The sequence below is a fragment of the Nocardioides sp. S5 genome, from assembly GCF_017310035.1.
Lineage (GTDB): Bacteria > Actinomycetota > Actinomycetes > Propionibacteriales > Nocardioidaceae > Nocardioides.
The window spans coordinates 3,124,658-3,149,681 of the sequence record NZ_CP022296.1 but is presented as its reverse complement, the minus strand read 5'-3'; the positions used below and the strand labels follow the sequence as shown (position 1 = coordinate 3,149,681).

At 72.0% G+C, this 25,024-nt stretch carries 30 protein-coding genes; 24 read left to right on the top strand and 6 right to left on the bottom strand.

Annotation, left to right across the window (positions count from 1 at the left end):
- Positions 1–32: 32 nt before the first annotated feature.
- Positions 33–671 carry a hypothetical protein gene (locus tag CFI00_RS15585; protein ID WP_207081994.1) on the bottom strand — a complete coding sequence of 213 codons (639 nt, stop codon included), beginning with the start codon at positions 669–671 and terminating at the stop codon, positions 33–35.
- Between the two features lie 169 nt (positions 672–840).
- Here CFI00_RS15585 and CFI00_RS15580 point away from each other — a divergent pair, with 169 nt between their 5' ends.
- Positions 841–1,914: an amidohydrolase family protein gene (locus tag CFI00_RS15580; protein ID WP_207081993.1), complete on the top strand. Its 1,074-nt coding sequence runs from the start codon at positions 841–843 to the stop codon at positions 1,912–1,914.
- On the opposite strand, the gene CFI00_RS15575 is transcribed toward CFI00_RS15580, so the two are convergent.
- Together CFI00_RS15575 and CFI00_RS15570 are read right to left on the bottom strand one after the other, a co-directional pair.
- Positions 1,898–2,779, bottom strand: coding sequence for a VanW family protein (locus CFI00_RS15575; RefSeq protein WP_207081992.1), 882 nt, complete (start codon positions 2,777–2,779; stop codon positions 1,898–1,900). The genes CFI00_RS15580 and CFI00_RS15575 overlap by 17 nt on opposite strands.
- A gap of 116 nt (positions 2,780–2,895) precedes the next feature.
- Positions 2,896–3,471 carry a hypothetical protein gene (locus tag CFI00_RS15570; RefSeq protein ID WP_207081991.1) on the bottom strand — a complete coding sequence of 192 codons (576 nt, stop codon included), beginning with the start codon at positions 3,469–3,471 and terminating at the stop codon, positions 2,896–2,898.
- A 167-nt stretch (positions 3,472–3,638) separates the two neighbouring features.
- Here CFI00_RS15570 and CFI00_RS15565 point away from each other — a divergent pair, with 167 nt between their 5' ends.
- The 13 genes from CFI00_RS15565 to CFI00_RS15505 all read left to right on the top strand — a co-directional run bounded on the left by CFI00_RS15565 (position 3,639) and on the right by CFI00_RS15505 (position 13,992).
- A complete protein-coding gene (locus CFI00_RS15565) occupies positions 3,639–4,295 on the top strand; it encodes a GNAT family protein (protein ID WP_207081990.1) in 657 nt (218 codons plus the stop codon).
- 170 nt (positions 4,296–4,465) lie between these two features.
- Positions 4,466–4,999, top strand: a complete 534-nt coding sequence (gene rpsP, locus CFI00_RS15560) for a 30S ribosomal protein S16 (protein WP_207081989.1) — start codon at positions 4,466–4,468, stop codon at positions 4,997–4,999.
- 5 nt (positions 5,000–5,004) lie between these two features.
- A complete protein-coding gene (locus CFI00_RS15555; protein WP_121139827.1) occupies positions 5,005–5,247 on the top strand; it encodes an RNA-binding protein in 243 nt (80 codons plus the stop codon).
- 198 nt (positions 5,248–5,445) lie between these two features.
- A complete protein-coding gene (gene rimM / locus CFI00_RS15550; RefSeq protein ID WP_242532430.1) occupies positions 5,446–6,030 on the top strand; it encodes a ribosome maturation factor RimM in 585 nt (194 codons plus the stop codon).
- Positions 6,027–7,205, top strand: coding sequence for a tRNA (guanosine(37)-N1)-methyltransferase TrmD (gene trmD, locus CFI00_RS15545; protein ID WP_207081988.1), 1,179 nt, complete (start codon positions 6,027–6,029; stop codon positions 7,203–7,205). Before rimM ends, trmD begins: the two co-directional genes overlap by 4 nt.
- 197 nt (positions 7,206–7,402) lie before the next feature.
- On the top strand, positions 7,403–7,753 hold the full coding sequence (gene rplS, locus CFI00_RS15540; protein WP_207081987.1) for a 50S ribosomal protein L19: 351 nt from the start codon (positions 7,403–7,405) through the stop codon (positions 7,751–7,753).
- A gap of 58 nt (positions 7,754–7,811) precedes the next feature.
- Positions 7,812–8,609 carry a signal peptidase I gene (lepB, locus tag CFI00_RS15535; RefSeq protein WP_207081986.1) on the top strand — a complete coding sequence of 266 codons (798 nt, stop codon included), beginning with the start codon at positions 7,812–7,814 and terminating at the stop codon, positions 8,607–8,609.
- Positions 8,610–8,638: 29 nt separating this feature from the next.
- The gene (locus CFI00_RS15530; protein ID WP_207085563.1) at positions 8,639–9,391 is read left to right on the top strand and encodes a ribonuclease HII; all 753 of its coding nucleotides are present in this window, start codon (positions 8,639–8,641) and stop codon (positions 9,389–9,391) included.
- Positions 9,388–9,696: a DUF2469 domain-containing protein gene (locus CFI00_RS15525; RefSeq protein ID WP_207081985.1), complete on the top strand. Its 309-nt coding sequence runs from the start codon at positions 9,388–9,390 to the stop codon at positions 9,694–9,696. The genes CFI00_RS15530 and CFI00_RS15525 overlap by 4 nt, the downstream gene beginning before the upstream one ends.
- A gap of 142 nt (positions 9,697–9,838) precedes the next feature.
- Positions 9,839–10,240, top strand: coding sequence for a YraN family protein (locus CFI00_RS15520; RefSeq protein WP_207081984.1), 402 nt, complete (start codon positions 9,839–9,841; stop codon positions 10,238–10,240).
- Entirely contained in the window at positions 10,240–11,844 is a 1,605-nt protein-coding gene (locus CFI00_RS15515) for a YifB family Mg chelatase-like AAA ATPase (protein WP_207081983.1), read from the top strand. Before CFI00_RS15520 ends, CFI00_RS15515 begins: the two co-directional genes overlap by 1 nt.
- Before the next feature lie 29 nt (positions 11,845–11,873).
- On the top strand, positions 11,874–13,010 hold the full coding sequence (gene dprA, locus CFI00_RS15510) for a DNA-processing protein DprA (protein WP_207081982.1): 1,137 nt from the start codon (positions 11,874–11,876) through the stop codon (positions 13,008–13,010).
- Between the two features lie 28 nt (positions 13,011–13,038).
- Entirely contained in the window at positions 13,039–13,992 is a 954-nt protein-coding gene (locus CFI00_RS15505) for a tyrosine recombinase XerC (protein ID WP_207081981.1), read from the top strand.
- 35 nt (positions 13,993–14,027) lie between these two features.
- Here the strand turns inward: CFI00_RS15505 and CFI00_RS15500 are convergent, their stop codons facing one another.
- The gene (locus CFI00_RS15500; RefSeq protein WP_207081980.1) at positions 14,028–14,618 is read right to left on the bottom strand and encodes a M23 family metallopeptidase; all 591 of its coding nucleotides are present in this window, start codon (positions 14,616–14,618) and stop codon (positions 14,028–14,030) included.
- 447 nt (positions 14,619–15,065) lie between these two features.
- Between CFI00_RS15500 and rpsB the strand changes: the two genes are divergently transcribed.
- The 10 genes from rpsB (at position 15,066) to CFI00_RS15450 (ending at position 22,870) form a co-directional block, all read left to right on the top strand.
- The gene (rpsB, locus tag CFI00_RS15495) at positions 15,066–16,097 is read left to right on the top strand and encodes a 30S ribosomal protein S2 (protein ID WP_207081979.1); all 1,032 of its coding nucleotides are present in this window, start codon (positions 15,066–15,068) and stop codon (positions 16,095–16,097) included.
- A gap of 130 nt (positions 16,098–16,227) precedes the next feature.
- A complete protein-coding gene (gene tsf, locus CFI00_RS15490; protein ID WP_207081978.1) occupies positions 16,228–17,040 on the top strand; it encodes a translation elongation factor Ts in 813 nt (270 codons plus the stop codon).
- 154 nt (positions 17,041–17,194) lie between these two features.
- Complete coding sequence (gene pyrH, locus CFI00_RS15485; RefSeq protein WP_207081977.1) at positions 17,195–17,908, top strand: UMP kinase; 714 nt, start codon at positions 17,195–17,197, stop codon at positions 17,906–17,908.
- Positions 17,909–17,959: 51 nt separating this feature from the next.
- Positions 17,960–18,514: a ribosome recycling factor gene (gene frr, locus CFI00_RS15480; RefSeq protein WP_207085562.1), complete on the top strand. Its 555-nt coding sequence runs from the start codon at positions 17,960–17,962 to the stop codon at positions 18,512–18,514.
- Between the two features lie 10 nt (positions 18,515–18,524).
- A complete protein-coding gene (locus tag CFI00_RS15475; protein WP_207081976.1) occupies positions 18,525–19,433 on the top strand; it encodes a phosphatidate cytidylyltransferase in 909 nt (302 codons plus the stop codon).
- Between the two features lie 8 nt (positions 19,434–19,441).
- The gene (locus CFI00_RS15470) at positions 19,442–19,765 is read left to right on the top strand and encodes a hypothetical protein (RefSeq protein ID WP_207081975.1); all 324 of its coding nucleotides are present in this window, start codon (positions 19,442–19,444) and stop codon (positions 19,763–19,765) included.
- A complete protein-coding gene (locus CFI00_RS15465) occupies positions 19,735–19,953 on the top strand; it encodes a histidine phosphatase family protein (protein ID WP_242532429.1) in 219 nt (72 codons plus the stop codon). The genes CFI00_RS15470 and CFI00_RS15465 overlap by 31 nt, the downstream gene beginning before the upstream one ends.
- A gap of 72 nt (positions 19,954–20,025) precedes the next feature.
- Positions 20,026–20,373, top strand: a complete 348-nt coding sequence (locus tag CFI00_RS15460) for a hypothetical protein (protein WP_207081973.1) — start codon at positions 20,026–20,028, stop codon at positions 20,371–20,373.
- A gap of 46 nt (positions 20,374–20,419) precedes the next feature.
- A complete protein-coding gene (gene rlmN / locus CFI00_RS15455; RefSeq protein ID WP_207081972.1) occupies positions 20,420–21,568 on the top strand; it encodes a 23S rRNA (adenine(2503)-C(2))-methyltransferase RlmN in 1,149 nt (382 codons plus the stop codon).
- A 93-nt stretch (positions 21,569–21,661) separates the two neighbouring features.
- Positions 21,662–22,870: a glycosyltransferase family 1 protein gene (locus tag CFI00_RS15450; protein ID WP_242532428.1), complete on the top strand. Its 1,209-nt coding sequence runs from the start codon at positions 21,662–21,664 to the stop codon at positions 22,868–22,870.
- Here CFI00_RS15450 and CFI00_RS15445 read toward each other — a convergent pair.
- Together CFI00_RS15445 and CFI00_RS15440 are read right to left on the bottom strand one after the other, a co-directional pair.
- Positions 22,833–23,945 (bottom strand): Rossmann fold nucleotide-binding protein, encoded by a 1,113-nt coding sequence (locus CFI00_RS15445; RefSeq protein WP_207081971.1) that lies wholly within the window; start codon positions 23,943–23,945, stop codon positions 22,833–22,835. The genes CFI00_RS15450 and CFI00_RS15445 overlap by 38 nt on opposite strands.
- Before the next feature lie 60 nt (positions 23,946–24,005).
- A complete protein-coding gene (locus tag CFI00_RS15440; RefSeq protein ID WP_207081970.1) occupies positions 24,006–24,899 on the bottom strand; it encodes an RIO1 family regulatory kinase/ATPase in 894 nt (297 codons plus the stop codon).
- Positions 24,900–25,024: the final 125 nt, after the last annotated feature.

Genomic DNA, 25,024 nt, shown 5'->3' with positions numbered 1-25,024 from the left:
CAGGCCGGCGCCACCGATGGTGACTGGTGCGGTCAGACCCCGAGGTTCAGTGCGCCGAGGATCTGGTTGAGCAGGGTGGTGAGCTGGCCCAGGATGCCGGCGAGCAGGCCACCGTCGAGCAGCCCGGCCACGGCGCAGAGCAGGTTGCCGAGCAGCTGCCCGGCACCCGACACGGCGACGATGTCGAGCACGACGCGCTGGAGGCTCACCTGGAGCCCCAGGACGTTGAGGTCGAGCGGGCCGAGCACGAGGTTCAGGACGTCGCAGGCCGCAGCGCGGGCCGACGTACGTGCACCGGCAGCCGACTGGCCGTTGATCTTCTTGACCGGCATCTTCTTGATGCCGCTGAACTTCGTGACCTTGCCACCCTTCGTGACGATCTTGCCCTCGAGGAACCCCTTGGCGTAGAGCGTGCCGTCACGCTCGACGAAGCGGGTCGGGGTGAAGGTGCCCTTCACCCTGTCGCCCTCGGACGTGCGCCCGACGACCTTGCTGGTCATCTTCCCCTGGTCGGACTTGCCCACGACCGTCTTCGGCGAGGGCGTGCCCGGCGCGGCGGAGGCCGCTCCGATGCCGACCGATGTGAGGCCCACGGCCATCACGAGGGCGAGGACGCTGGTGGTGAGCGCCGTTGAGACGCGACTGGAGATGCTTCGTGCGTTGTTGGTCATGCTTTTTTCCTCCCAAGACGATGCCCGTCGCGACCGGCTGGGGGCCAGGTCGTCCGGTGCCGCGTTCCCTCCCGGAACAAGGTGGCCGGCACCCGGACATCGGTTCGACGGTAAGTGGTCTGGACCACCCCTCCCACACCCGTGCGGGTGCGTGACTAGGGTCGGTCACATGACTGCCCAGCGCTTCCGTGGCCCGGTCCTGCCCGACGGAGAGGCCCGCGACCTCTACGTCGTCGACGGTCGGATCACCTACGAGCCGCAGCCCGGCGCCGACACCGTGGCGGAGGGATGGATCGTGCCGGGCCTGGTCGACGCGCACTGCCACCTCGGGCTCGACGACTTCGGGGCGACCGACGACGAGGCCACCGAGCAGCAGGCGCTCGCCGACCGCGACGGGGGAGCGCTCCTCATCCGCGACGCGGGATCGGCTGCCGACACCCGTTGGATCCACGACCGCGACGACCTGCCCCGGCTGATCCGCTGCGGGCGCCACATCGCCGCGACGCGGCGCTACATCCGCGGCTACGCCCACGAGGTCGAGCCCGCCGACCTGGCGACGTACGCCGCGCAGGAGGCGCGCAACGGCGACGGCTGGATCAAGCTGGTCGGCGACTGGATCTCCCGCGACGAGGGCGACCTCGCCCCGTCGTTCCCCGCGGAGGCCTTCGCCGCTGCGATCGACGCCGCCCACGCCGAGGGGGCCAAGGTCACCGCCCACTGCTTCGGCCACGGCGTGCTGCCCGGTCTGATCGAGGCCGGCATCGACTGCATCGAGCACGGCACGGGCCTCACCGAGGACCTCATCGACGTCATGGTCGAGCACGGCACCAGGCTGGTGCCGACGGTCATGCAGCTCGACAAGTTCCCCGAGCACGCGGCGGCGGGTGCGGAGAAGTTCCCGGCCTACGCCTCGACGATGACCGACCTCTACGCCCGGATGCCCGGAACGATCATGGCCGCCCACGAGGCGGGCGTGCCGATCTACGCCGGCTCCGACGGGGGCGGGATCAGCCGCCACGGCAACATCGCGGGCGAGGTCGAGGCGCTCGTGCGCATCGGGATGTCGCCCCACGACGCCCTGGGGGCGGCGAGCTGGCGTGCCCGCGAGTGGCTCGGGGTCGACGGCCTGACCGAGGGCGCCTCCGCGGACTTCGTGGTCTACGACCGCGACCCGCGTGCGGACCTGTCGGTGCTGCGTACGCCGACCGCGGTGGTGCTGCGCGGCGTCAGCCGAGGTCGATGACCTCGACGTCCGGCCCGGGCTCGTAGACCACGAGCGCGCAGTTGCTCTTCACCAGCTCCTTGCCGACCTGCTCGCCGGTGCGTCGGTCGAGGACGCGTCGCCAGATCTGGTTGCGGCGGTAGACCCGGTCGTCGCGGCGCAGGAACTGCTCGCCGCGCGCCTCCACGGCGTAGGAGTGCACGGGCGGCTCGTCGGTGCGCAGCTGGCCATGGAGGTAGCGGTCGCCGACCCAGGCCCGCAGCTGGAACGGGTGCGCGGTGTCGTTGCGCACGACCAGGTCGACGTAGTTGTAGACGATCGAGCAGCCCACGCCCCAGGGCAGCACCCGCCCGGTGTCGGGAAAGGGGTCGAAGGAGTGCTCGGAGCGCTCCACGACGGTCAGCGGCGAGTGCAGCACCATCCAGTGGACGAGGTTGGCCAGCTGGCAGATGCCGCCGCCGACACCGGCCTCGGCCAGGCCGTCGGCCAGCCTCATCCCGTCGACGTAGCCCTTGCGCCGGGTGCAGTTGCCCACCACGCGGTTGAAGGAGAAGGTCTCGCCGGGCCCGATCACGATCCCGTCCAGCCTCTGGGCGGCGAGGCGGAGGTTGGTCACCTTGCTGTGCTGGAGCCGCATCTGGTCGGGCGCGAGCTCGCGCAGCAGCAGTGAGCCGTGCTGCTTCACCCGAACCGGGAGGTCCACGGTGTCGCGGCGGGCCGCCCACGCCACCCGGCCCGACCACCCGTCCCGCACCCACTGCGTACGCCGTCGAGTGCGGTGGGCGAGCTTCGCGACGGGCAGCAGCCACGGGTGGCGCTGGGTCAGGCGCGGAGGAGCGGTGAGGCGGGCCGGCAGCGGCAACGGCCCGGTCGGCGCGGTGGTCATGCTGAGGAGACGCCGCGGGAAGCGATCTGGTTGCGTTCCCGACCGGCGTCCGGAAATGACGACGGGCGGCCCATCCCCCCAGAGATGGACCGCCCGTCGCGGTGAGAGGGCCGGACTCAGGCGGTGGCGCCCTCGGTCTCGGTCTCCGTGTCGCCCTCGAGCTCGGCCTGCGCCGCCTGGACGTGCGCGCGCACGGCGCGGATGTCGGCCTTGGTGCTGGTGGCGGTGATCTCCAGCGCAGCGGCCTCGGCAGCGGCGAGGTGCACGACGGCCTCGGGGTCGGCGGCGGCAGCCTCCTCGAGGCGCTCCACCTTCTTCACCACGTTGACGACGATGCGGAAGTTCTCGACCCGGAAGGAGCGCAGCTCCTTGCGTGCCGCACGGGTGTCGACCGTGCTGTCCGCGGCCTCGACCGTGGTCGCGAGGTCGGCCAGGGCCGTCCGCGCGTCGGTCACGTTGGCGACGACCTCGGCCTCGGTGTCGTCGGCGAGGCCCTCGACGGCGTTGCTGGTGGCCATGCGGGCGAGGCGCTTGTCCTTGCCCGCGATGTCCTTGAGCAGCTGCTTGGACTGGGACTTGACCGTCTTGGCCGGCTTGTCGGGCCGGGCCTCGGCCGTGCTGGCCAGGGCGGACGGGGCAGCCAGGGCGGCCGTCGCGAGCAGGGTGGCGGTGATACGCCGGTTGCGGTTCATCAGAGTGCTCCTGTGTGGTTGGGGGACGGAGTACGCGCCCGAGTGTGTCCCAACCCACTGGTCCAGACAACTCCACGAACGGTCGCGATCCGTGGTCATTTCGGGCCATGCAGCCCCCCAGAGGTATTGCATTTGTGCGCGGCACGCCCAGCCGCTGGGATGGAGCCATGACCACCACCGCTGACCTGTTCCCGCCGCTCGCGCTGCGCGTGGTCGCGGGCCCGCTGGAGCTGCGCGGCCTGAGCGACGAGCTCATCGTCGAGCTGTGCGACCTCGCTGAGGCCGGCATCCACGACCCGGGCGAGATGCCGTTCTACTTCCCGTGGACCGCAGTCCCGTCCGGGCAGCTGTCGCGCAACACCGCGGCCTACCACTGGGGCAAGCGCGCCGCCTTCTCGCCCGACGACTTCTGCCTCGACCTCGCCGTCCTGCTCGAGGGCCGGGTGATCGGCTGCCAGGGCGTCACGGCCAGGCACTTCCCGGTGACCCGCACCGGTGAGACAGGCTCGTGGCTCGGCCGCGAGTTCCAGGGACGCGGCCTGGGCACCGCGATGCGCCGCGCGATGTGCGCCCTGCTCTTCGACCACCTCGGGTTCGAGGAGATCACCTCCGCCGCGTTCCTCGACAACCCCGCCTCCCTCGGCGTCTCACGCAACGTGGGCTACCGGCCGACCGTGGTCAGCCGGATCAAGCGGCGCGAGGGCGAGCTCGCGCTCAACCAGGGCCTGGTGCTCACGCCGGAGGCGTTCGTCCGCGGCGACGTGCCGGTCGAGGTCACCGGCGCAGCCGCGGTCCGGTCCTTCATCGGCCTCGACGCGGACTGAGCCCCGGGCGATTGGTGGCCCACGGCGTACGTCTGGCAGAATCCCTCCTCGTGTCCTGCGCGCCCGGACCCTCTCATCCGTGCGACGCAGCGCCCATCGAGCGGCCAGACCCGGTCCCCACCTGGCGAGGGTCGCTCAACCACGACAATTCCTGAGGAGACACCACAAACGTGGCCGTCAAGATTCGTTTGAAGCGCCTGGGCAAGATCCGGGTGCCGCAGTACCGCATCGTCGTCGTCGACTCGCGCAAGAAGCGCGACGGTCGGGTGCTCGAGGAGATCGGCAAGTACCACCCGAAGGAGGAGCCCTCCTTCATCGAGGTGACCTCCGACCGGGCGCAGTACTGGCTCGGCGTGGGCGCGCAGCCCTCCGAGGCCGTCGAGGCCATCCTCAAGGTCACCGGTGACTGGCAGAAGTTCAAGGGCCTGCCGGGCGCCGAGGGCACCCTCAAGGTGAAGGAGCCCAAGCGCTCCAAGCTCGACATCTTCAACGAGGCCCTCAAGGAGGCCGCCGCCGAGCCCAAGGGCGCCGCGACGACCACCAAGAAGAAGGCCGAGAAGAAGACCGAGGAGCCTGCCGCTGCCGAGGCCACCACCGAGGCCCCGGCCGAGGTGCCTGCCTCGGAGACCCCCGAGGGTGCTGCCGACGCCGCGGAGGCCACCGAGACGGTGACCGCCGAGGACGCCGGCAAGAGCGAGGCGTGAGCGACGTGCTGGCCGAGGCTCTCGAGCACCTGGTGCGTGGCATCGTCGACCACCCCGACGACGTCATCGTCCGCGACAAGCAGATGCGTCGTGGCTCGATCCTCGAGGTCCGGGTCCACCCCGACGACCTCGGCAAGGTGATCGGCCGCAACGGCCGCACCGCGACTGCCTTCCGCACCGTCGTCTCGGCCCTCGCGGGCCGTGGCGGGGCCCGGGTCGACTTCGTCGACACCGACCGCCGCCGCTGAGCGACGTACGCACGCACTGATCGTCGGGCGCCACCCCAGCCGGGGTGGCGCCCGACGGGCATTTTCCGGTTGTCCGTGGACCCGGTCGCGTTCCCCGGGTACCCGGGGAAACTGGAGGTTCCGGTGCGAAGCTTCGGGGGTGAGGCTCGAGGTTCCCCGGGTGGCCGGGGATCCCGACGAGAGCGATAGCCTCGCCCCGTGAGCGACAAGCAGCCCGGCGAGATCGAGGTCGTGGTCGGCCGCATCGGCAAGCCCCACGGCATCCGCGGCGAGGTCACCCTCGACGTCCGCACCGACGAGCCCGATCGCCGCTTCGCCCCCGGTACGACGCTGCGCGCCGAGGCCCCGGCCGGCGCGGACCGGCGACCCGCGAGCCTCACCGTCGCCCGCGCCCGCTGGCACCAGAGCACCCTCCTGGTCACCTTCGAGGAGCTCGCCGACCGCAACGCGGCCGAGGCCGCGCGCGGCACGGTCCTCCACGCCACCATCGGGCCCGACGACATGCCCGAGGACCCCGACGAGTACTACGACCACCAGCTGGTGGGCCTCGACGTCGTCGACCTCGACGGGACCCTGCTGGGCCAGGTGAAGGCCCTCGTGCACGGGTCCGCGCAGGACCTGCTGACCGTGCGCACCCCCGACGGGCGCGACACGCTCGTGCCCTTCGTCTCCGCGCTCGTGCCGGAGGTCGACCTCGACGCAGGCCGGATCGTCGTCGCCGACCGGCCTGGGCTGGTGACGCCGTTCCCCGACGACAGCGACGGGCAGGACGCCGCACCGTGAGGATCGACGTCGTCACGATCTTCCCCGACTACCTCGCCCCCCTCGAGCTCAGCCTGCCCGGCAAGGCGCGCGCCAAGGGCCTGCTCGACATCGGCGTGCACGACCTGCGGCAGTGGACCACCGACCGTCACCACACCGTCGACGACACCCCGTACGGCGGCGGCGCCGGGATGGTCATGAAGCCCGAGCCCTGGGGCCACGCGCTCGACGACGTCGCGCACGGTGCCACGATCATCTTCACCACGCCCAGCGGTGAGCCCTTCACCCAGCAGCTCGCCCACGAGCTGAGCACGCACGAGCACCTCGTGTTCGCCTGCGGGCGCTACGAGGGCATCGACCAGCGCGTCATCGAGCACGCCGCCACCCTCGGCACGGTGCGGGAGGTGTCGCTGGGCGACTACGTCCTCAACGGCGGCGAGGTCGCGGCGCTGGCGATCACCGAGGCCGTCGTACGGCTCATCCCGGGGTTCATGGGCAATGCGGAGTCCCTCGTCGAGGAGTCCCATGCCGACGGCCTGCTGGAGTACCCCGTCTACACCAAGCCCGCCTCGTGGCAGGGTCGCGAGGTGCCCGAGGTGCTCCTCTCCGGCGACCACGGGCGCATCGCGGCGTGGCGCCGCGAGCAGGCCGAGCACCGCACCGCCGAGCGCCGTCCGGACTTGCTGCCGTCGACCGCCGCCGTGCGCGGCCTCGCCGACCTCGACGTACGCCCTGCGGTCCTGGCCGACGCCGGCGAGCTCTACACCCTCCAGCGGGCCTGCTGGCTCCAGGAGCTCATCGCCAACCCCGGCGTGGAGATCCCGGCGCTCACCGAGTCGCTCGACGACGTACGCCGCTGGCTGGGGGAGTGGGCCGTGATGGTCGCGCGCGACCCGGGCTCGGGGCGGCTGGTCGGTGCGGTCCGGGGCCGCCTCGACGCCCACGGCGAGTGGGACATCGGCCGCATCATGGTCGCCCCGGACCTCCAGGGCCGTGGCCTGGGCCGCGCGCTGCTGGAGCTGGTCGAGGACCTCGCGCCGCGCGAGGCGCAGACCTACGTGCTCTTCACGGGCGCCGGGTCGGTGGACAACCTGCGGATGTACAAGAAGGCCGGCTTCCGGCTCCGGCCGGACCGCGAGGCCCCGCGCGGCGCCGTCGTGCTCACCAAGAGGGCCGGTCAGCGGATTTCACGCTGACGGCACGCTCTGGCAGACTTCTGCACTGGTCCGCTCGAGGCCAGGGTCGCCCGGACGCATCGCAGATGCACCGCCCCGGGGTCCCGTCGAACCGCACCTGCCACAGGGGGCGCGCCGGCCGGCCACGTCGAGCACCAGCCGAATCCACCCACCCGAAGATTCCGCGGCTGACCTGTGGCACTCGCGAGGAGCACGTCATGACCAATGTCATCGCCGAACTCGGCAACTCCCTCAAGCGTGACGACGTCCCGGCCTTCCGCGCCGGCGACAACATCAAGGTCCACGTCAAGGTCATCGAGGGCAGCCGCTCGCGTGTCCAGGTGTTCCAGGGCGTCGTGATCCGGATCCACGGCTCGGGCGTCGGCCGCACCTTCACCGTCCGCAAGGTCTCCTTCGGCGTCGGCGTCGAGCGCACCTTCCCGCTGAACTCCCCGATCTTCGAGAAGATCGAGGTCGTGACCCGCGGTGACGTCCGTCGCGCCAAGCTCTACTACCTGCGCAACCTGCGCGGCAAGGCTGCCAAGATCAAGGAGCGCCGCGAGGCGTGAGCTGGTGGGCTGCGCGCCTGACGCGTGGCTTCGCCCAGTGACTGGTTAGTCTCTGCGAGTGACTTCTGATGACCGCGGTTCCACGTCGATCTCCACCGACGAGGAACCGCGGTCGTCGCGTTCTGGGGTGACCCGCTCGGGCAAGCCGAAGCGCAAGCAGCTGCCGCTGTGGCAGGAGACCGTGCTGCTGCTGAGCGTGGCGCTCGTGCTGGCGGTGGTCATCAAGACGTTCTTCGTCCAGGCCTTCTACATCCCCTCGGAGTCGATGGAGCCGGGCCTCATCCTCAACGACCGGATCCTCATCGAGAAGGTGTCCTACTGGGGCGGTGAGCCCGAGCGCGGCGACGTGGTCGTCTTCAAGGACCCGGGCGGCTGGCTCCCCCCCATGGACAGTGCCGGTCCCACCAACCCGATCGCGAAGGGGATGGCCAAGATCGGCCTGTACCCGACCGGCGGGCACCTGGTGAAGCGCGTCATCGGCGTCGCCGGCGACACCATCGAGTGCTGCGACGACCAGGGCCGGCTCCTGGTCAACGGTGAGCCCCTCGACGAGGGCGCCTACGTCAAGCGCGGCAAGAAGTCGTGCGCCGGGCCGATGCCGACGGACTGCACCGAGGACTGGGAGGTCGGTCCGATCCCCGAGGGACACGTCTTCGTGATGGGCGACAACCGCTCCCAGTCGGCGGACTCCTCGGCCAAGATGTGCCGCCCCGACGCGACCGAGTGCGTGCCCGGCGACGAGTTCGTGCCGGTCGACCTCGTCGTCGGCAAGGTGTTCGTGCTGCTCTGGCCGGCCGACCGCTTCCGCTGGAACCCCCGCCCGGACACGTTCGAGGACGTCCCGGACGCGTCGTGAGCCAGCCGCCCCCCTCCCTGCAGGGCGGCGTGACCGTACGCCGCGACGCCGGGCTCTACGGCTACGAGCGTGCGTTGCGCCGCGCCGGCCTCGAGCCGATCGCCGGGGTCGACGAGGCCGGGCGCGGAGCCTGCGCCGGACCGCTGGTAGCCGGTGCGGTCGTGCTGCCGCCGGGCCGTGCCGGGATCGTGCCGGGCCTGGCCGACAGCAAGCTGCTCACCGAGGCGGCACGCGAGCGGGTCTATGCCCAGGTCGTACGCCGCGCACTGGCGTGGTCGGTCGTGGTGATCGACAACGAGGAGTGCGACCGGCTCGGCATGCACGTCGCCAACGTCGAGGCGCTGCGCCGCGCGGTCGCCCGGCTCGACACCCGTCCGGCGTACGTCCTCACCGACGGCTTCCCGGTCGACGGGCTCGGCGTGCCGGGCCTGGCGGTGTGGAAGGGCGACCGCGTCGCCGCCTGCATCGCGGCCGCGTCGGTCATCGCCAAGGTGACACGCGACCGTCTGATGGTGGAGCTGCACGAGGACTGGCCGGCCTACGACTTCGCGACCCACAAGGGCTACATCACCACCGAGCACGAGGCCGCCCTGATCGAGCACGGCCCCTCGCCGGTGCACCGCATGCGCTTCGTCAACGTACGCCGCGCCGCCGGCCTCGAGCCGCCGCCGGACCTGCCGCTGGATCCGGCCACTAGTCTCGGGCCGGGGTCGCCGGCCACACCCGGTGGCGAACCGGAGCCGGACAGCACGGAGCCCGACACGACGGAGGAGGACGCATGAGCGCCGAGGATCTCGAGAAGTACGAGACCGAGATGGAGCTCACCCTCTATCGCGAGTACCGCGACGTCGTGGGGATCTTCAAGTACGTCGTGGAGACCGACCGGCGGTTCTACCTCTGCAACCAGGTCGACGTGAAGGCCCGCTCGGAGAGCGGCGACGTCTTCTTCGAGGTGTCGATGACCGACGCCTGGGTCTGGGACATGTACCGCCCCGCGCGCTTCGCCAAGAACGTCAAGGTGCTGACCTTCAAGGACGTCAACGTGGAGGAGCTCGCGCCGCAGGAGATCGACCCGCCCAAGGACTGACCGCCGGACGCGGGCCACCAACCGTCCACAGGCGACGCCCAGCGGCCGTTGTCCACAGCCACGGGGCCGCGCCCCGGGCCGGTGTCGGTTCGCCGATGTGTGCTGGTGCCTTCCCGATCTGTCCGACCGGAAGGCACCCACGATGGCCCGCACCGCAGCCGCCTCACCCTTCGCGCCCGACCCTGCCGCCGAGCACCGACGCCTGCTCGGCGAGCGCGGCGAGACCATCGCCGCCCGCCACCTGACGCGCCTGGGCCTGGTGCTCGTCGACCGCAACTGGCGCTGCGACGCCGGGGAGATCGACCTCGTCCTGCGCGACGGCGCGGTCCTGGTGATCTGCGAGGTGAAGACCCGCACCTCGACCGACTACGGCGACCCGCTCGAGGCAGTCACGCCGGCCAAGGTGGCGCGGCTGCGACGCCTCGCCGCGCGGTGGCTCCGGGTCCATGACTGCCACCCCGAGGACATCCGCATCGACATGGTCGGCGTCCTGGCCCCGCCGGGTCGCCCGGTCGAGGTCGAGCACGTGGAAGGCATCGGCTGATGGCCTTCGCGACGGCACGGTCGCTGGCCCTCAAGGGGCCGGACGGGCACGTGATCGACGTGCAGGTCGACGTCTCGCCGGGCGTCGTCGGCACCACACTGGTCGGCCGGGTCGACAAGAGCCTGTCCGAGGCCCGCGACCGCGTGCGGATGGCGATCAACAACGACTGCGGCCGGTTCCCGGCCACCAAGCGGGTCACGATCCTGCTCTCGCCGGCCGACCTGCCCAAGGGCGGCACCCACTACGACCTCGCCATCGCCGTCGCGGTGATGGCGGCCGACAAGTCCCACAAGGACCTCACCCCCGACCTCCTCGAGGGATGGGCCTTCGTCGGCGAGCTCTCCGTCTCGGGCGGCCTCCGCCCGGTGCCGGGGGTGCTCCCGATGGTCATCGCCGCGGCCTCCCACGGCATCACCCGGGTCTTCGTGCCGGAGCCACAGGCGGCCGAGGCCGGGCTGGTCCCGGGCATGACCGTGTTCGGCGTGCGCTCACTCGCCCAGGTCTCCGCCGTGCTGCGCGGCGCCGAGGTGCCCCAGGCGCCTCCGGTGGTTGGGCCGTCGGGCAGCCCGCTGGCCACCTGGCGCGGCGAGGACCGCCTCGACGACCTCGACCTGCGCGACCTCGACGGACTCGAGGACGTCCGCTACGCCGTCGAGGTCGCGGCCGCGGGCGGACACCCGCTGATGCTGGTCGGGCCCCGCGGCACCGGCAAGACATCGATCGCCGAGCGGATCCCGACGATCCTGCCCGACCTGACCACCGAGCAGTCGCTCGAGGTGTCCGCGCTGCACTCGGTGGCTGGCATCCTGCCGCAGGGGGCCGGCCTGCTGCGCCGCCCACCGTGGTTCGCGCCCCACCACGGTGCGTCGGCGGCGAGCGTCCTGGGCGGCGGGTCGGGACGTGTGCACCCCGGGCAGGTGAGCCTGGCCCACCACGGGGTGCTCTTCCTCGACGAGTTCCCCCACTTCCGCACCGACGTCATCGAGGCGATGCGCCAGCCGCTGGAGTCCGGGGAGGTGACCATCGCCCGCGGCGACGAGTCCGCCACCTACCCCGCCCGGTCCCTCGTCGTGCTCGCCGCCAACCCGTGCCCGTGCGGCAACTTCCACGCGCAGGCGCCGCAGGCGTGCGACTGCACCGAGGTCCAGCGATCCCACTACCAGCGCAAGCTCAGCGGGCCGATCCTCGACCGCGTCGACATCTGGATGGAGGTGCGTCCCCAGCTGGGTCCGCGCGGCCAGGGCTTCGGACCGGCTCCGGAGTCGTCGGCCGACGTCAGGGCCCGCGTCGAGGACGCCCGGATGCGTCAGGCGCGGCGGTTCCGCGACTGCGCCTGGTTGGTCAACGCGTCCGTGCCCGGCCCGGTCCTCGCCGAGAGGTGGCCGTTGGAGCCCGACGCCCAGCGACTCGTCGACGACCAGCTGGGCGACGGGACGCTCACCCGCCGGGGTCTCACCCGGGTCCAGCGCCTCGCGTGGACCGTGGCCGACTGTGCTGGTGTGCCGCGCCCGGGTGTCGCGGAGGCGACGCTCGCGCTGGCCCTGCGCTCCAGCAGCTCCGCCTGCACCCTCCCCGCCCGCGTGGTGACGGCAGCCGCCTCGTGAGCCCGCTGAGCAGAGCGGGGAGCACCCCGGTGAGCACCACGGTGAGCAGCCCGGTGAGAGAGGACGACCGCCTGGCCCGTGTGGTGCTCAGCTGCGGCGTGGAGCCGGGCGACCGCACCACCTCGTCGCTGGTCCGCCAGCTGGGCGCACGCCGGGCGCTGGAGGTCCAGCTGGTGCCCAAGCCCGGCAGCGGGCTGGCCGAGCGCCTGTCGGTCGTCGACCCCGCCCGACAGCTCGAGCAGGCGGCGCGTTGCGGCATCCGGTTCCTGGTCCCCGGCGACCCGGAGTGGCCAGTGGGGCTCGACGACCTCGACCACGGGGCTGAGGTCCAGGAGCTCGGCGGCACCCCACCGGGGATCTGGGTCAGGGGACCGATGCCCCTCACCGCGCTCGCCGCCTCGGTCGCCGTCGTGGGGTCGCGCTCCGCCTCCACCTACGGTGCCGAGGTCACCCGAGGTGTCGCCGGGCACCTCGCGGGCGCAGGGGTGCCCGTGGTCTCGGGCGGCGCCAAGGGCATCGACTTCGTCGCCCACGACGCCGCGCTGCTGGCCGGCGGGGCGTCGGTCGCCGTGCTGGCCTGCGGGGTCGACCGGGTCTACCCCGAGCAGAACCGCCGCCTGCTGGCCCACCTCGCCGCCGAGTTCGCGGTGGTCTCGGAGCAGCCGCCCGGGTCGGCCCCCACCCGCATCCGCTTCCTCGCCCGCAACCGGCTCATCGCGGCCCTCACCCGGGGGACCGTGCTGGTCGAGGCCGCGCTGCGCAGCGGAGCATTGAACACCGTCGCCTGGGCCGAGGGGCTCAGCCGCCATGTGATGTGCGTGCCCGGACCCGTCACGAGCTACACCTCCCAGGGCGTGCACCACTGGTTCCGGCGCAGCACCGCCACGCTGGTCACGCACGGCTCGGAGGTGCTCGAGGTGGTGGGCGAGTCCGGCGAGCACCTCGTGGTCGACCCGCGCGGGCCTGAGCGCCCGCGCGACCGGCTGTCGTCGGTCGAGCGGCGGGTGCTGGAGTGGGTGCCCGTCAGCAGGCCCGCCGAGGTCGACTCGATCGCCCGCCTGAGCGACGTCCACGTCCGCGACGCCGACCCGACGCTGCGACGCCTCGAGAAGGCGGGCTTCGTGTGCGCCGTCGACGGTGGGTGGCGACTCGCAGGTGCCGGATGAGGAGGTGTGCCGCGCCTAGGATCGGAGCGTGGACGAGGATCGGGCAGCGGAGCAGGCGGAGCCCGAAGGCCTGCCGGAGCCCTTCGTCCGGCTCCTCGGCGACTACGAGCGCCACCTCGTCTCCGAGCGAGACCTGGCCCCGCACACGGTGCGGGCCTACCTCGGCGACGTCTCCGGCCTGCTCGACCACTGCGGGCGCCTGGGCATCGACGACGTCGCCGACCTGGACCTCCGCGCGCTGCGCAGCTGGCTGGCGCGCCTGCAGACCACGGGCCGGAGCCGTACGACGATCGCGCGGCGGGCCACGGCCGCCCGGGTGTTTACCGCCTGGCTGCACCGCACCGGCCGGGTGCCGACCGACCCGGGCGCCGCGCTGGGGTCGCCGAAGAAGCACAAGACGCTGCCGCCGGTGCTGCGTGCCGACGAGGCCCAGGCACTCATCCGCTCGGTGGCCGACCTGGCCGACGACGGCACCCCGGTCGGGCTGCGGGACGTGGCGATGGTGGAGCTGCTCTACGCCACCGGGATCCGGGTGGGCGAGCTGGTCGGCCTCGACATCGACGACGTCGACGCCGAGCGGCGGGTCGTGCGGGTCTTCGGCAAGGGCCGCAAGGAGCGTGCCGTCCCCTACGGCGTCCCCGCGGGCCGGGCGGTCGAGCGCTGGCTCGCCGCCGGCCGTCCGTCGCTGCGGGTCGAGGGCTCCGGACCGGCGCTGTTCCTCGGCGTGCGGGGCCGCCGCATCGACCAGAGGGCGGTCCGCGACCTGGTCCACCGCCGCATCGCCGACGTCCCGGGCGCGCCGGACATCGGGCCCCACGGGCTGCGGCACACCGCCGCCACCCACCTCCTCGAGGGCGGGGCGGACCTGCGCTCGGTGCAGGAGCTGCTCGGCCACGCCTCCCTGGCCACCACGCAGCTCTACACCCACGTCACCACCGACCGGCTCCGCAAGGCCTACCAGCAGGCCCACCCGCGCGCCTGAGGTCTGAGGCGTAGGCCGGACCCGACGCTGCCTGCTCAGGCAAGGAAGTCCAGCGGACGCCTCCAGCGCCCCATCGGGGGAGTCCACGGGACCCGCACGGACACCGGCTCCTCGCGCCACAGCGGCAGCAGGCGCACCGGGCCCCCGCCGACCAGTGTCAGCGGGTCGGCGTACTCCTCCTCGGCGCCGGTGCCCTCGATCAGTCCCCAGTGCAGGCACGCGACGGGGAAGCAGTGGCTGTCCGTCACCACGAGGCGTCCGAGCACGTCGCCGGTCGCCACCTCGTCGCCACGCGAGACCGATGCGACGACCGGCTCGTAGGTCGTACGCCGACCTCCGTGCCGCACGGTCACGACCGGCTTGCCTGCGATCGACCCCGCGAAGCCCACCGTGCCGGCGAGGGCCGCTAGCACCGGCTGTCCGGGACGCCCGGCCAGGTCCACGCCGCGATGGCCCGGGGCGTACGGGTGCGGGGGCGGCGAGAAGCCCTGCACGACCTCCGGCTCGGGGTCGAGGGGCCAGACCCCGACCGGCTGCTCGGGAGCAGCCGCGGCGGGCGAGAGGCCCGAGGGGGAGGGGAGGCCGAGGACCAGGGCGAGCAGGAGGGCACCGACGACGGGTCGCATCCGCCGATGCTGGCGCGCTCGGGCTCCGGGCGACAGCGGCCCGGACCACGCCTGTGGACGAGCGTCCCGGGGCCCGGGCTGTGGACGATCCGTGGCCCCGGATCCACGCGTGGCCCACGCTCGCGCGAGGACGTCCGCAGCGGATTCGCCGCGTGCCGAATCCGTGGCCTACGATGTCCGGAGCAGTCCTCATGGACTGACTTCGCACGTCCACCGGCCACGTCGGGATGCATCCCTGGTCCCGAGTCACCCGTGGGCGTCGGCCCTCAGTTCTGCACCAGCTCCAGGTCCATCGGAGCGGGCGCGGATCGGACCGGCGCGTGGACGTCAGGGCTCCCGGCACCCGTCGGGCGCAGCAACTGAAACCAACAGGAGTCACGCTCCCGGTCCGCACCTGCGACAAGGTCGGGCACAACGGCGAGCGCCTCCGTCACCACAGGAGAACCCATGGCAGTCGTCACCATGCGCCAGCTGCTCGAGAGCGGCGTCCACTTCGGTCACCAGACCCGTCGCTGGAACCCCAAGATGAAGCGCTTCATCATGACCGAGCGCAACGGCATCTACATCATCGACCTGCAGCAGTCGCTCGCCTACATCGACCGCTCCTACGCCTTCGTCAAGGAGACCGTCGCCCGCGGTGGCGTCGTGATGTTCGTCGGCACCAAGAAGCAGGCCCAGGAGGCCATCGCCGAGCAGGCCACCCGCGTCGGCATGCCCTACGTCAACCAGCGCTGGCTCGGCGGCATGCTCACCAACTTCCAGACCGTGCACCAGCGGATCAACCGCCTCAAGGAGCTCGACGACGTCGACTTCGAGACGGTGGCCGGCTCGGGTCGCACGAAGAAGGAGCTCCTGCAGATGAAGCGGGAGCACACCAAGCTCGAGAAGACCCTCGGCGGCATCCGTGAGATGACGAAGGTCCCCTCCGCGGTGTGGATCGTCGACACCAACAAGGAGCACCTCGCCGTCGAGGAGGCGCGCAAGCTGCGGATCCCGATCATCGGCATCCTCGACTCCAACTGCGACCCCGACCTCGTCGACTTCCCGATCCCGGGCAACGACGACGCCATCCGCGCGGTCGGCCTGCTGACCCGCGTGGTTGCCGACGCCGTCGCCGAGGGCCTCATCGCCCGCTCGGGTGCCAAGGGCGGCGACGCCGACGCGACCGTCGGTGCCGAGGAGCCCCTCGCCGAGTGGGAGCGCGAGCTCCTCGAGGGCGACGCCGAGAAGACGGCCGCGGCCGCCACCGGTGACGCCGCCGCCGAGACCCCGGCCTCCGAGGCCACCGGCGCGTCCTCCGAGGCCCCCGCGGCCGAGGCTGCCGCCGACGCCGCGACCGAGGCCCCCGCGGCCGAGGCCACCGAGACCGAGGCGCCCGCCGAGACCGAGGCCCCCGCGGCCGAGGCCACCGAGGCTCCCGTCGAGGCCGAGGCCGAGGCTGCGACCGAGGCCCCCGCCGAGGCCGAGAAGAAGAACTGATCGCGGTCGGCCGGTCGCGGGTCCTGCCCGCGACCGGCCGCCGTGCTGTTCGTTCCACCCACCGCCCGCACTCCGCCCCGATCTGACCCCGATCCCGGAGCCGGGCCCCTGACACCAAGGAAGAGGGACCATGGCCAACTTCACCGCTGCTGACGTCAAGAAGCTCCGTGAGCTGACCCAGGCCGGGATGATGGACTGCAAGAAGGCGCTGACCGAGTCCGACGGCGACTTCGACAAGGCCGTCGAGCTGCTCCGCGTCAAGGGTGCCGCCAAGGCCGCCGCCCGCGGCGCCGAGCGCGAGACCGCCGCCGGCCTCGTCGCCACCGCCGGCAACGCGCTGGTCGAGCTCAAGAGCGAGACCGACTTCGTCGCCAAGAACGAGGACTTCATCGCCAAGGCGCAGCAGATCGCCGAGGTCGCCAACGAGGTCAAGGCCGCCGACACCGCGGCGCTGAAGGCCGCCGAGCTCGACGGCAAGACCGTCGGCGAGGTCGTCGAGGACCTGGCCATCACCATCGGCGAGAAGATCGAGCTGGGCGAGGTCGCCTACTTCGAGGGCACCACCGTCACCTACATGCACAAGCGTGCCGCCGACCTGCCGCCCGCCGTCGGCGTGCTCGTCGAGTTCGAGGGTGACGAGACCGCCGCTCGCGCCGCCGCGATGCAGATCGCCGCGATGAAGGCCCAGTACCTCACCCGCGACGAGGTCCCCGCCGACGTCGTCGAGTCCGAGCGCTCCATCGCCGAGCAGAAGACCCGCGAGGAGGGCAAGCCCGAGCAGGCGATCGCGAAGATCGTCGAGGGTCGCCTGGGCGGGTTCTTCAAGGAGATCGTCCTGCTCGAGCAGGAGTCGGTCACCGAGTCGAAGAAGTCGGTCAAGGCCGTCCTCGACGCGGCCGGCACCACCGTGAAGCGGTTCGCCCGCTTCGAGGTCGGCGCCTGACCCGCTCCACCCCAGCACCCGACAGGGGCCCGTACGCCTGGCGTACGGGCCCCTGCGGCATCTCCCGGCACACCTCGGGGTGTGTGGGTTCGACCGGCGAGGTCCGCGGCCGGTAGGTTTCTCGCCGACCGCGTGTGTGTGCGAAGGGAACCAAGTGACGGCCTACAACCGAGTCCTCCTCAAGCTCTCCGGTGAAGTGTTCGGCGGCGGTGAGGTCGGGCTCGACCTCGACGTCATCAACGCACTGGCCGCCGAGGTCGCCGAGGTCGCCAAGTCGGGCGTGCAGATCGCCATCGTCGTGGGCGGCGGCAACTTCTTCCGCGGCGCCGAGCTGCAGCAGCGCGGCATGGAGCGCGCCCGCGCCGACTACATGGGCATGCTGGGCACGGTGATGAACTGCCTCGCGCTCCAGGACTTCGTCGAGAAGCACGGCGTCGAGACCCGCGTGCAGACCGCCATCACGATGGGCCAGGTCGCCGAGCCCTACATCCCGCGCCGCGCGATCCGCCACATGGAGAAGGGCCGCGTCGTGATCTTCGGCGCCGGCGCCGGCATGCCGTTCTTCTCCACCGACACGGTCGCCGCCCAGCGTGCGCTCGAGACGCGTTGCGAGGTCATCCTGATGGGCAAGCAGGGCGTCGACGGGGTCTACGACTCGGACCCGAAGACCAACCCGGCAGCGGTGAAGTTCGACACCCTGACCTACGACGAGTACCTCGCCCGCGACCTCAAGGTCGCCGATGCCACCGGCATCGCGATGGCGCGAGACAACAAGATGGACATGGTCTTCTTCAACCTCTCCACGCCGGGCACGATCGTGCGCGCCGTGCGGGGTGAGAAGATCGGCACGCTGGTGACCTCGGCCTGACGCAGGCCGCCGCACCCGCACCCAGACGTACGAGGAGAGAGAGCCGCTGTGATCAACGACGTCATGAACGATGCCGACGCCAAGATGGGCAAGTCCGTGGAGGCGACCCGCGAGGAGTTCGCCACGATCCGCGCCGGTCGCGCCAACCCCGCGATGTTCGCGAAGATCACGGCCGACTACTACGGCACCCAGACCCCGCTGCAGCAGCTCGCGAGCTTCACCTCGCAGGACGCGCGCACGATCCTGATCCAGGTCTTCGACCAGGGCGCGATGCCGGCGGTTGAGCGGGCGATCCGCGACTCCGACCTCGGCGTCAACCCCGCCAACGACGGCAAGGTGCTGCGCTGCGTGTTCCCCGAGCTCACCGAGGAGCGGCGCAAGGAGTACATCAAGCTCGCCAAGGGCAAGGCCGAGGACGGCCGGGTGTCGGTGCGCAACATCCGCCGCACCGCCAAGCAGGCCCTGGAGAAGCTCGAGAAGGACGGCGAGGTCGGCAAGGACGACGTCACGGGTGCGGAGAAGCGCCTCGACGCGATGACCAAGACCCACACGGACAAGATCGACGACCTGCTCAAGCACAAGGAAGCCGAGCTGCTCGAGGTCTGAGCATCCACCCATGACCTCCTCCGACCCGTCCGCCTCGGGCGAACCCCAGCCGCCGTCCGAGGCGATCAAGAAGGACCACGGCCGTGCCGGCCGCGACCTTCCGACCGCCGTCGGCTCCGCCGTGGTGCTGGTCGGGGCGATCCTGCTGTCGCTGCTGTTCTGGAAGACCGCCTTCATGGCGATCGTGGCAGGGGCCGTGGTCGTGGCGATCTGGGAGCTGCACAAGGGGCTCGGGGCCAAGGACATCGACATCCCCGAGCAGCCGCTCATGCTCGGCGGCGTCGTGATGGTGGTCGTGGCCTACTTCTGGGGCGCGCCCGCGCTGGTGACCGCGACGGCGGTGACGGCGCTGGTGATCATGCTGTGGCTGCTGCGGCGGGGGGTCGACGGCTACGTCAAGAACGCCACCGCGGCGGTCTTCACCCTCGTCTACGTCCCGTTCCTCGGCTCGTTCGTCGCGCTGCTGCTCTCCGAGGGCGGCCACAACCCGGCCTTCGGCCTCGACACCGACGACAACGGCGTCCGCGCGATCATCGTCTTCATCGCCATCACGGTCGCCTCGGACACCGGCGGTTATGTCGCCGGTGTGCTGTTCGGCAAGCACCCGATGGCGCCCGTGATCTCGCCGAAGAAGTCGTGGGAGGGCTTCGCCGGCTCGATCGTCGCGACGATCGCCGTCGGTGCCTGGCTGGTCACCTCCTTCCTCGGGGGTGACTGGTGGGTCGGCGTGCTGCTCGGGATCATCGCCGCAGTGATGGCCACGCTCGGCGACCTCTGCGAGTCGGTGATCAAGCGCGACCTCGGCATCAAGGACATGAGCCAGGTCATCCCCGGCCACGGCGGGCTGATGGACCGCCTCGACTCGCTGCTCGCGACGGTCGCGCCGATCTGGCTGGTCCTCTACTACCTCGTCTTCTGAGGCCGGCGTTGACGCTCCACCTCGTCCGCCACGGCCGCCCGGCGATGACGCGCGGCGTCCCCGCCGCGGAGTGGGACCTCGACGCAGGCGCGTACGACGACGTGTGGGCGCTGCGTGCCTCCGGTCGCCTGCCGGCACGTGCCGCGTGGTTCACCTCACCGGAGCCGAAGGCGGTGCAGACCGCTCAGCTGCTCACCGACGCGCAGGTCGGCGTGCTGCCGCAGCTGCGCGAGCACGAGCGGACGGGGAGTGGGTCGAGGACTTCCCGGCCGCGGTGCGTCGCGCGTTTGCCCGGCCCGACGTGCCGGCCCTCGCCGGGTGGGAGCCGCTGACCGCGTGCCGCGAGCGGGTCGTCCCCGCCGTACGCCGCGTGCTGGACGTGCACGGTGACGAGGACGTGGTCCTCGTGGGGCACGGCACCGCCTGGACCCTGGTGGTGGCCGAGCTGACCGGGCAGCCGCCCGACCTCGATCGGTGGGAGTCGCTCGCGATGCCTGACCTGCTGACCGTCGACACCTGAGAAGACGACCGACCTCGACGACCACCGCGTGCCCCGTCGGGCTGACCGCACCGGAGCACCTAGGCTGGTCCCGTGGAGACCGAACAGGCCCGGGAGTCCGAGGCGGAGCAGGGCGAGCGTCTCGGGTGGTGGCACCACAGCCACCCGACCTTCGCCGGCATCACCGGCTTCTTCGCCGGCATGCTCTTCGTCACCGCGCTTCCCGGCGCCTTCGCCGGTCTGCTGCGGCTGCTCTTCGACTACGACACCGCGGAGAAGCTCTTCCCCTTCGTGCTGCTCGCACTGGCGCTGCCGATCGCGATGCTGGTCAAGCGCAAGACGCGCCGCTTCGCGCAGTTCATGTTCGTCGGGATGGTGGTGACCGCGCTCGTCGTCCTGGGCGTGGCCTCGCTGGTGCTCTACTTCATGGTCGACGCCTGAGCCGCTGAATCGACCGGTCGTGGCCCAAGATGGGAGGATCGACGCGATGTCCGACTCCACTCCCCATGCGGCCCCCGAGCCGATCAAGACGCTGCCGCTCGTCTTCGACGAGCCCCGCGGGCGCAAGAAGCCGCCGCGGCACCTCGCCGACCTCGACGAGCCGGGCCGCAAGGCGCTCCTCGAGGAGATGGGCCTGCCGGGCTTCCGCGCCAAGCAGCTCTCCACCCACTACTTCGGACGCCTCGTCGACGACCCGGAGCAGATGACCGACCTGCCGGCCGGCCAGCGCGACGACCTCGTGTCCGCGCTCCTGCCGGACCTGATGACGCCGCTGCGCACCATGGAGGCCGACAAGGGCACCACGCGCAAGACGCTGTGGAAGCTCTTCGACGGCGCGCTCGTCGAGTCCGTGCTGATGCGCTACCCCGACCGCGCCACGGTCTGCGTGTCCAGCCAGGCCGGTTGCGGCATGGCGTGCCCCTTCTGCGCGACCGGCATGGGTGGGCTCCAGCGCAACATGTCGACCGCCGAGATCGTCGAGCAGGTCGTCGCCGGTGCGCGCACGATGGCTCGCGGTGACGTCCCCGGCGGTCCCGGTCGCGTCTCCAACGTCGTGTTCATGGGCATGGGCGAGCCGCTGGCCAACTACAAGGCCGTCATCGGTGCCGTACGCCGCCTCACCGACCCCGCTCCCGCCGGCCTCGGCATGAGCGCCCGTGGCATCACCGTCTCCACCGTCGGCCTGGTGCCCCGCATCCGTCAGCTGACAGATGAGGGCATCCCGGTCACCCTCGCGCTGAGCCTCCACGCACCGGACGACGAGCTGCGCAACGAGCTGGTCCCGATCAACACCCGCTTCTCGGTCGCCGAGACGGTCGAGGCGGCGTGGGACTACGCCCGCGTCACCAAGCGCCGGGTCTCGATCGAGTACGCGATGATGCGCGGCATCAACGACCAGGCGTGGCGCGCCGACCTGCTGGGCGACGTGCTCAACTCCTACGGCGACTGGGGCTGGGTGCACGTCAACCTGATCCCGCTCAACCCTGTCGAGGGGTCGAAGTGGACCGCCTCCGACCCGGCTGACGAGCGCGAGTTCGTGCGGCGGCTCGAGGGCAAGGGCATCTCGACGACGGTCCGTGACACGCGCGGTCGCGAGATCGACGGTGCCTGCGGCCAGCTGGCCGCCAAGGAGTAGCCAGCCCGGGCGCACCGCCGCGTCGCGGAGCGTTCACGTGTCGGCCCCTCGGGGCGGGGCGTGCGTTGCGGCGCGCTCCCTAGCGTCCGCGGCATGGACCTGCTCGAGAGGCGGCGTCGCAGCCGCCCCGCCCCGACGTACCTCCCCGCTCCCGTCCTCGCGCCGACCTCGGAGCCGCGCCTGCGTGTGCTGGTGGTCAGCGAGTCCTTCCTGCCCCAGGTCAACGGCGTCACCAACTCCGTGCGCCGGGTGCTGGAGCACCTCGCGGCCGAGGGCCACGAGGCCGAGCTGGTGGCGCCGACCGGCCCGGCGACGTACGCCGGCTTCCCGGTCATCCACGCGCGCGGGGCGAGCCTGCCGTTCTACGCCGACTTCCGGATCGGCCTCGAGACGCGGCGCCGGCTCCGCGCGGTGATGGAGCGCTTCCGCCCGGACGTCGTGCACGTCGCCTCGCCGGCCACGCTCGGCTACCAGGCGGTGCGCGCCGCGCGCTCGCTCGGCATCCCGACCGTCGCGATCTACCAGACCGACCTGGTCGGCTTCGCGGACAGGTACGCCGTCCCCGGTGGCGCCCGCGCGATGGAGTCGCTCACCCGCCGCATCCACCTCGGGGTGGACCGCACGCTCGCGCCGTCGACCGCGAGCATCGAGCAGCTGCGCCGGCTCGGCGTCCCGGACCTCGTGCGCTGGCCCCGTGGCGTGGACCAGGAGCTCTTCGAGCCCGGCAGGCGGGACGAGGTGCTGCACGCCGAGCTCGCCCCGGACGGCGAGGTGCTGGTCGGCTACGTCGGCCGACTCGCCGCGGAGAAGGAGCTGGAGCTGCTCGTGCACGTCGACCGGCTCCCCGGCACCCGCCTGGTGCTGGTCGGCGGCGGCCCCGAGGAGGCTCGCCTGCGCCAGCTGCTGCCGCGAGCCGCGTTCCTCGGGGTGCTGCACGGCGACGAGCTCGCCCGGGCGTACGCCACGCTCGACGTCTTCGTGCACACCGGGCGGCACGAGACCTACTGCCAGTCCGCGCAGGAGGCGCTCGCCAGCGGCGTACCGGTCGTGGCGCCGCGGGCCGGGGGACTGGTCGACGTCGTCGAGGACACGGTCGCCGGTTACCTCTACGAGCCCGGTGACGCCGGGGAGCTGGTCGCCCACGTCGAGCGGCTCGTGACCCGTCCGGTGCTGCGACGGCGGATGTCGCTCGCCGCCCGCCGCAGCGTGCAGGGCCGCACCTGGCAGGCGGTCAACGACCTCCTGCTGGGCCACTACCGCGACGTCAGCGCCCCGGCTGCGGGCCGTCGTCGCGCCGGCTGAGCCGGATCGCCGCGACAGCCTCCTCGAGGCTGTCGACGAGGTGGACGTGCGGCTCCATGGCGCGCCCCCGCGCCAAGGCTTGCAGGAGCGGCCACGCGGGCACGTCCTCGGTCCAGTGGCGTACGCCCACCAGCACCATCGGCGCGATGGTCGAGGGGTCGCCGTAGTAGTTCTCGCACGCGTCCTGGAAGACCTCCTGGACGGTGCCGGCCGCCCCGGGCAGGAAGGCGATGCCGGCGTCGCACACCTCCAGCAGGATCGCCTCGCGCGTGGCGTTGCGGAAGTACTTCGCGATCGCGGTGGCGAACGGGTTGGGCGGCTCGTGGCCGTAGTGCCAGGTCGGCACGCCGAGGGAGTCGTGGCCCGGGTGGGAGTCCAGGACCTCGAAGGCGGTGCGCGCCCAGGCGCCGATGTCGTGGCGGAACGACGGCGCGGTCGCGAGGCGTGCCAGCGCGTCGTCGACGGCCGTTGCCGGCTCTTCGGCGAGGAAGGCGCCGAGGTTGGCGGCCTCCATCGCACCCGGACCGCCGCCCGTCGCGACCGTCAGGGCCGAGCCCAGGCCGTGGCCGAGGTGGGCCGCGGCGGCGTACTGCTCGCTCCCGCGCTCGAGGGCGTGCCCGCCCATCACGCCGACCACCGAGCGCCCGCGGAGCCAGGCGGCCAGTGCCACGTCGACGGAGTGGTCGTGCAGGTCCATCGCGAGCTGGTCGTCGGTCCCGGCGTGGCCCTGCGACCAGGCGTACGCCCTGGCGTCGAGGGAGTCGCGGTAGTGCGGGGTGTCGTAGAGCTCGCGCGGTGCGTAGAGCGACGCGCGGTAGGGGTCGACCGGGGCGTCGGGGATGGTCGGCAGCACCACGCCGCCGGCGCGCTGGACGGCCTCGGCGTCCCCGTCGCCGAAGGTGCAGCCCAGGAAGAGCGCCTCCTCGACCGAGCGGTCGAGCAGCGCCCCGGCCCGGTCGGTGAGGTCGAGCCGGACCAGCCGCCAGCCCGCGAGCGATCGGGCGCCGCCCGCGAGCCGGCGGTCGAGGTCGTCGAGGGTGGTCACGTCGACGACGCGACCTCGGGTGTGCTTCACGCGCACAACCTATGTGCCTGTCCCTTGAGTCACTCAGCGACTCAAGGGACAGCGACGACTTCAAAAGGCGTGCGCCATCAGCTCCCCGAACAGCTCCTGCTCGTCGACATCGAGCCCGCGCGAGCGGAACCAGGCGCACATGTTGGCGCAGTCGCGCAGCAGGAAGTCCATGCCGCGCGGGTTGCCCACCAGGTCGACCACCTGCGGGAGGTCGATGATGACGAGCCGGTCGCCGGCGGCGAGGGTGTTGTAGGGCGACAGGTCGCCGTGCACGATCCCCGCCTGCACCATCGTGGCGAGGGCGTCGCGGAGCTGGTCGTAGTAGCCCTCGACGACGGTCCGCCCGGGGCGGACCTGGGCCACCCGCGGCGCGGTCCCGACCTCCCCGTCGACGGTGTGGGTGACCCACTCCATGAGGATCTCGGTCTCGTCGATCTGCACGGGGTAGGGGACCGGCAGGCCGAGCTCCCAGCAGCGGCGCAGCGCGTTCCACTCCGAGATCGCCCACTCGCCGGCCGCGACCTGCCGGCCCCAGGTCGACTTCCGCTTGAGGGCGCGCTCGTCGCGCGAGCGCTTCATCGAGCGACCCTCGGTGTAGGCCGCGGCCCGGTGGAAGGTGCGGTGGTCGGTGTCGCGGTAGCGCTTGGCGGCCATCACGACCGCGCCGTCGGGGCGGTGCGGGTCGGCGCGCTCGAGCAGGAAGACGTCGGCCTCCTTGCCGGTCTTGAGGACGCCGAGGTCGGTGTCGATCGCGCCGTTGGAGGTCACGACCCAGTCGGGTCGCGGCTCGGGGCCGCGCATCAGGGCCTCGAGGTCCTCCCAGCGCGACCAGCGCTGGCCCTCGCCGAGCTCGTCGGCGTAGGTGTCGTAGTCGAAGACGAACGACGCGTCGATCCCCTCGAGGGGCGCGCGGTCGTCAGGCCGGAGGAAGTCCTCCGGGAATCGTGGGTGCATGTCGTGCGACAAGGCGGGTGCTCCGTGTGTGTGAAAGGTGGTCGGCGGGCAGGCCGAGGACAGTGATCGACATGTCACGGCTCCTTTCACGACGGGCACGGCGTGCGGGCAGCACGACGAGGGCG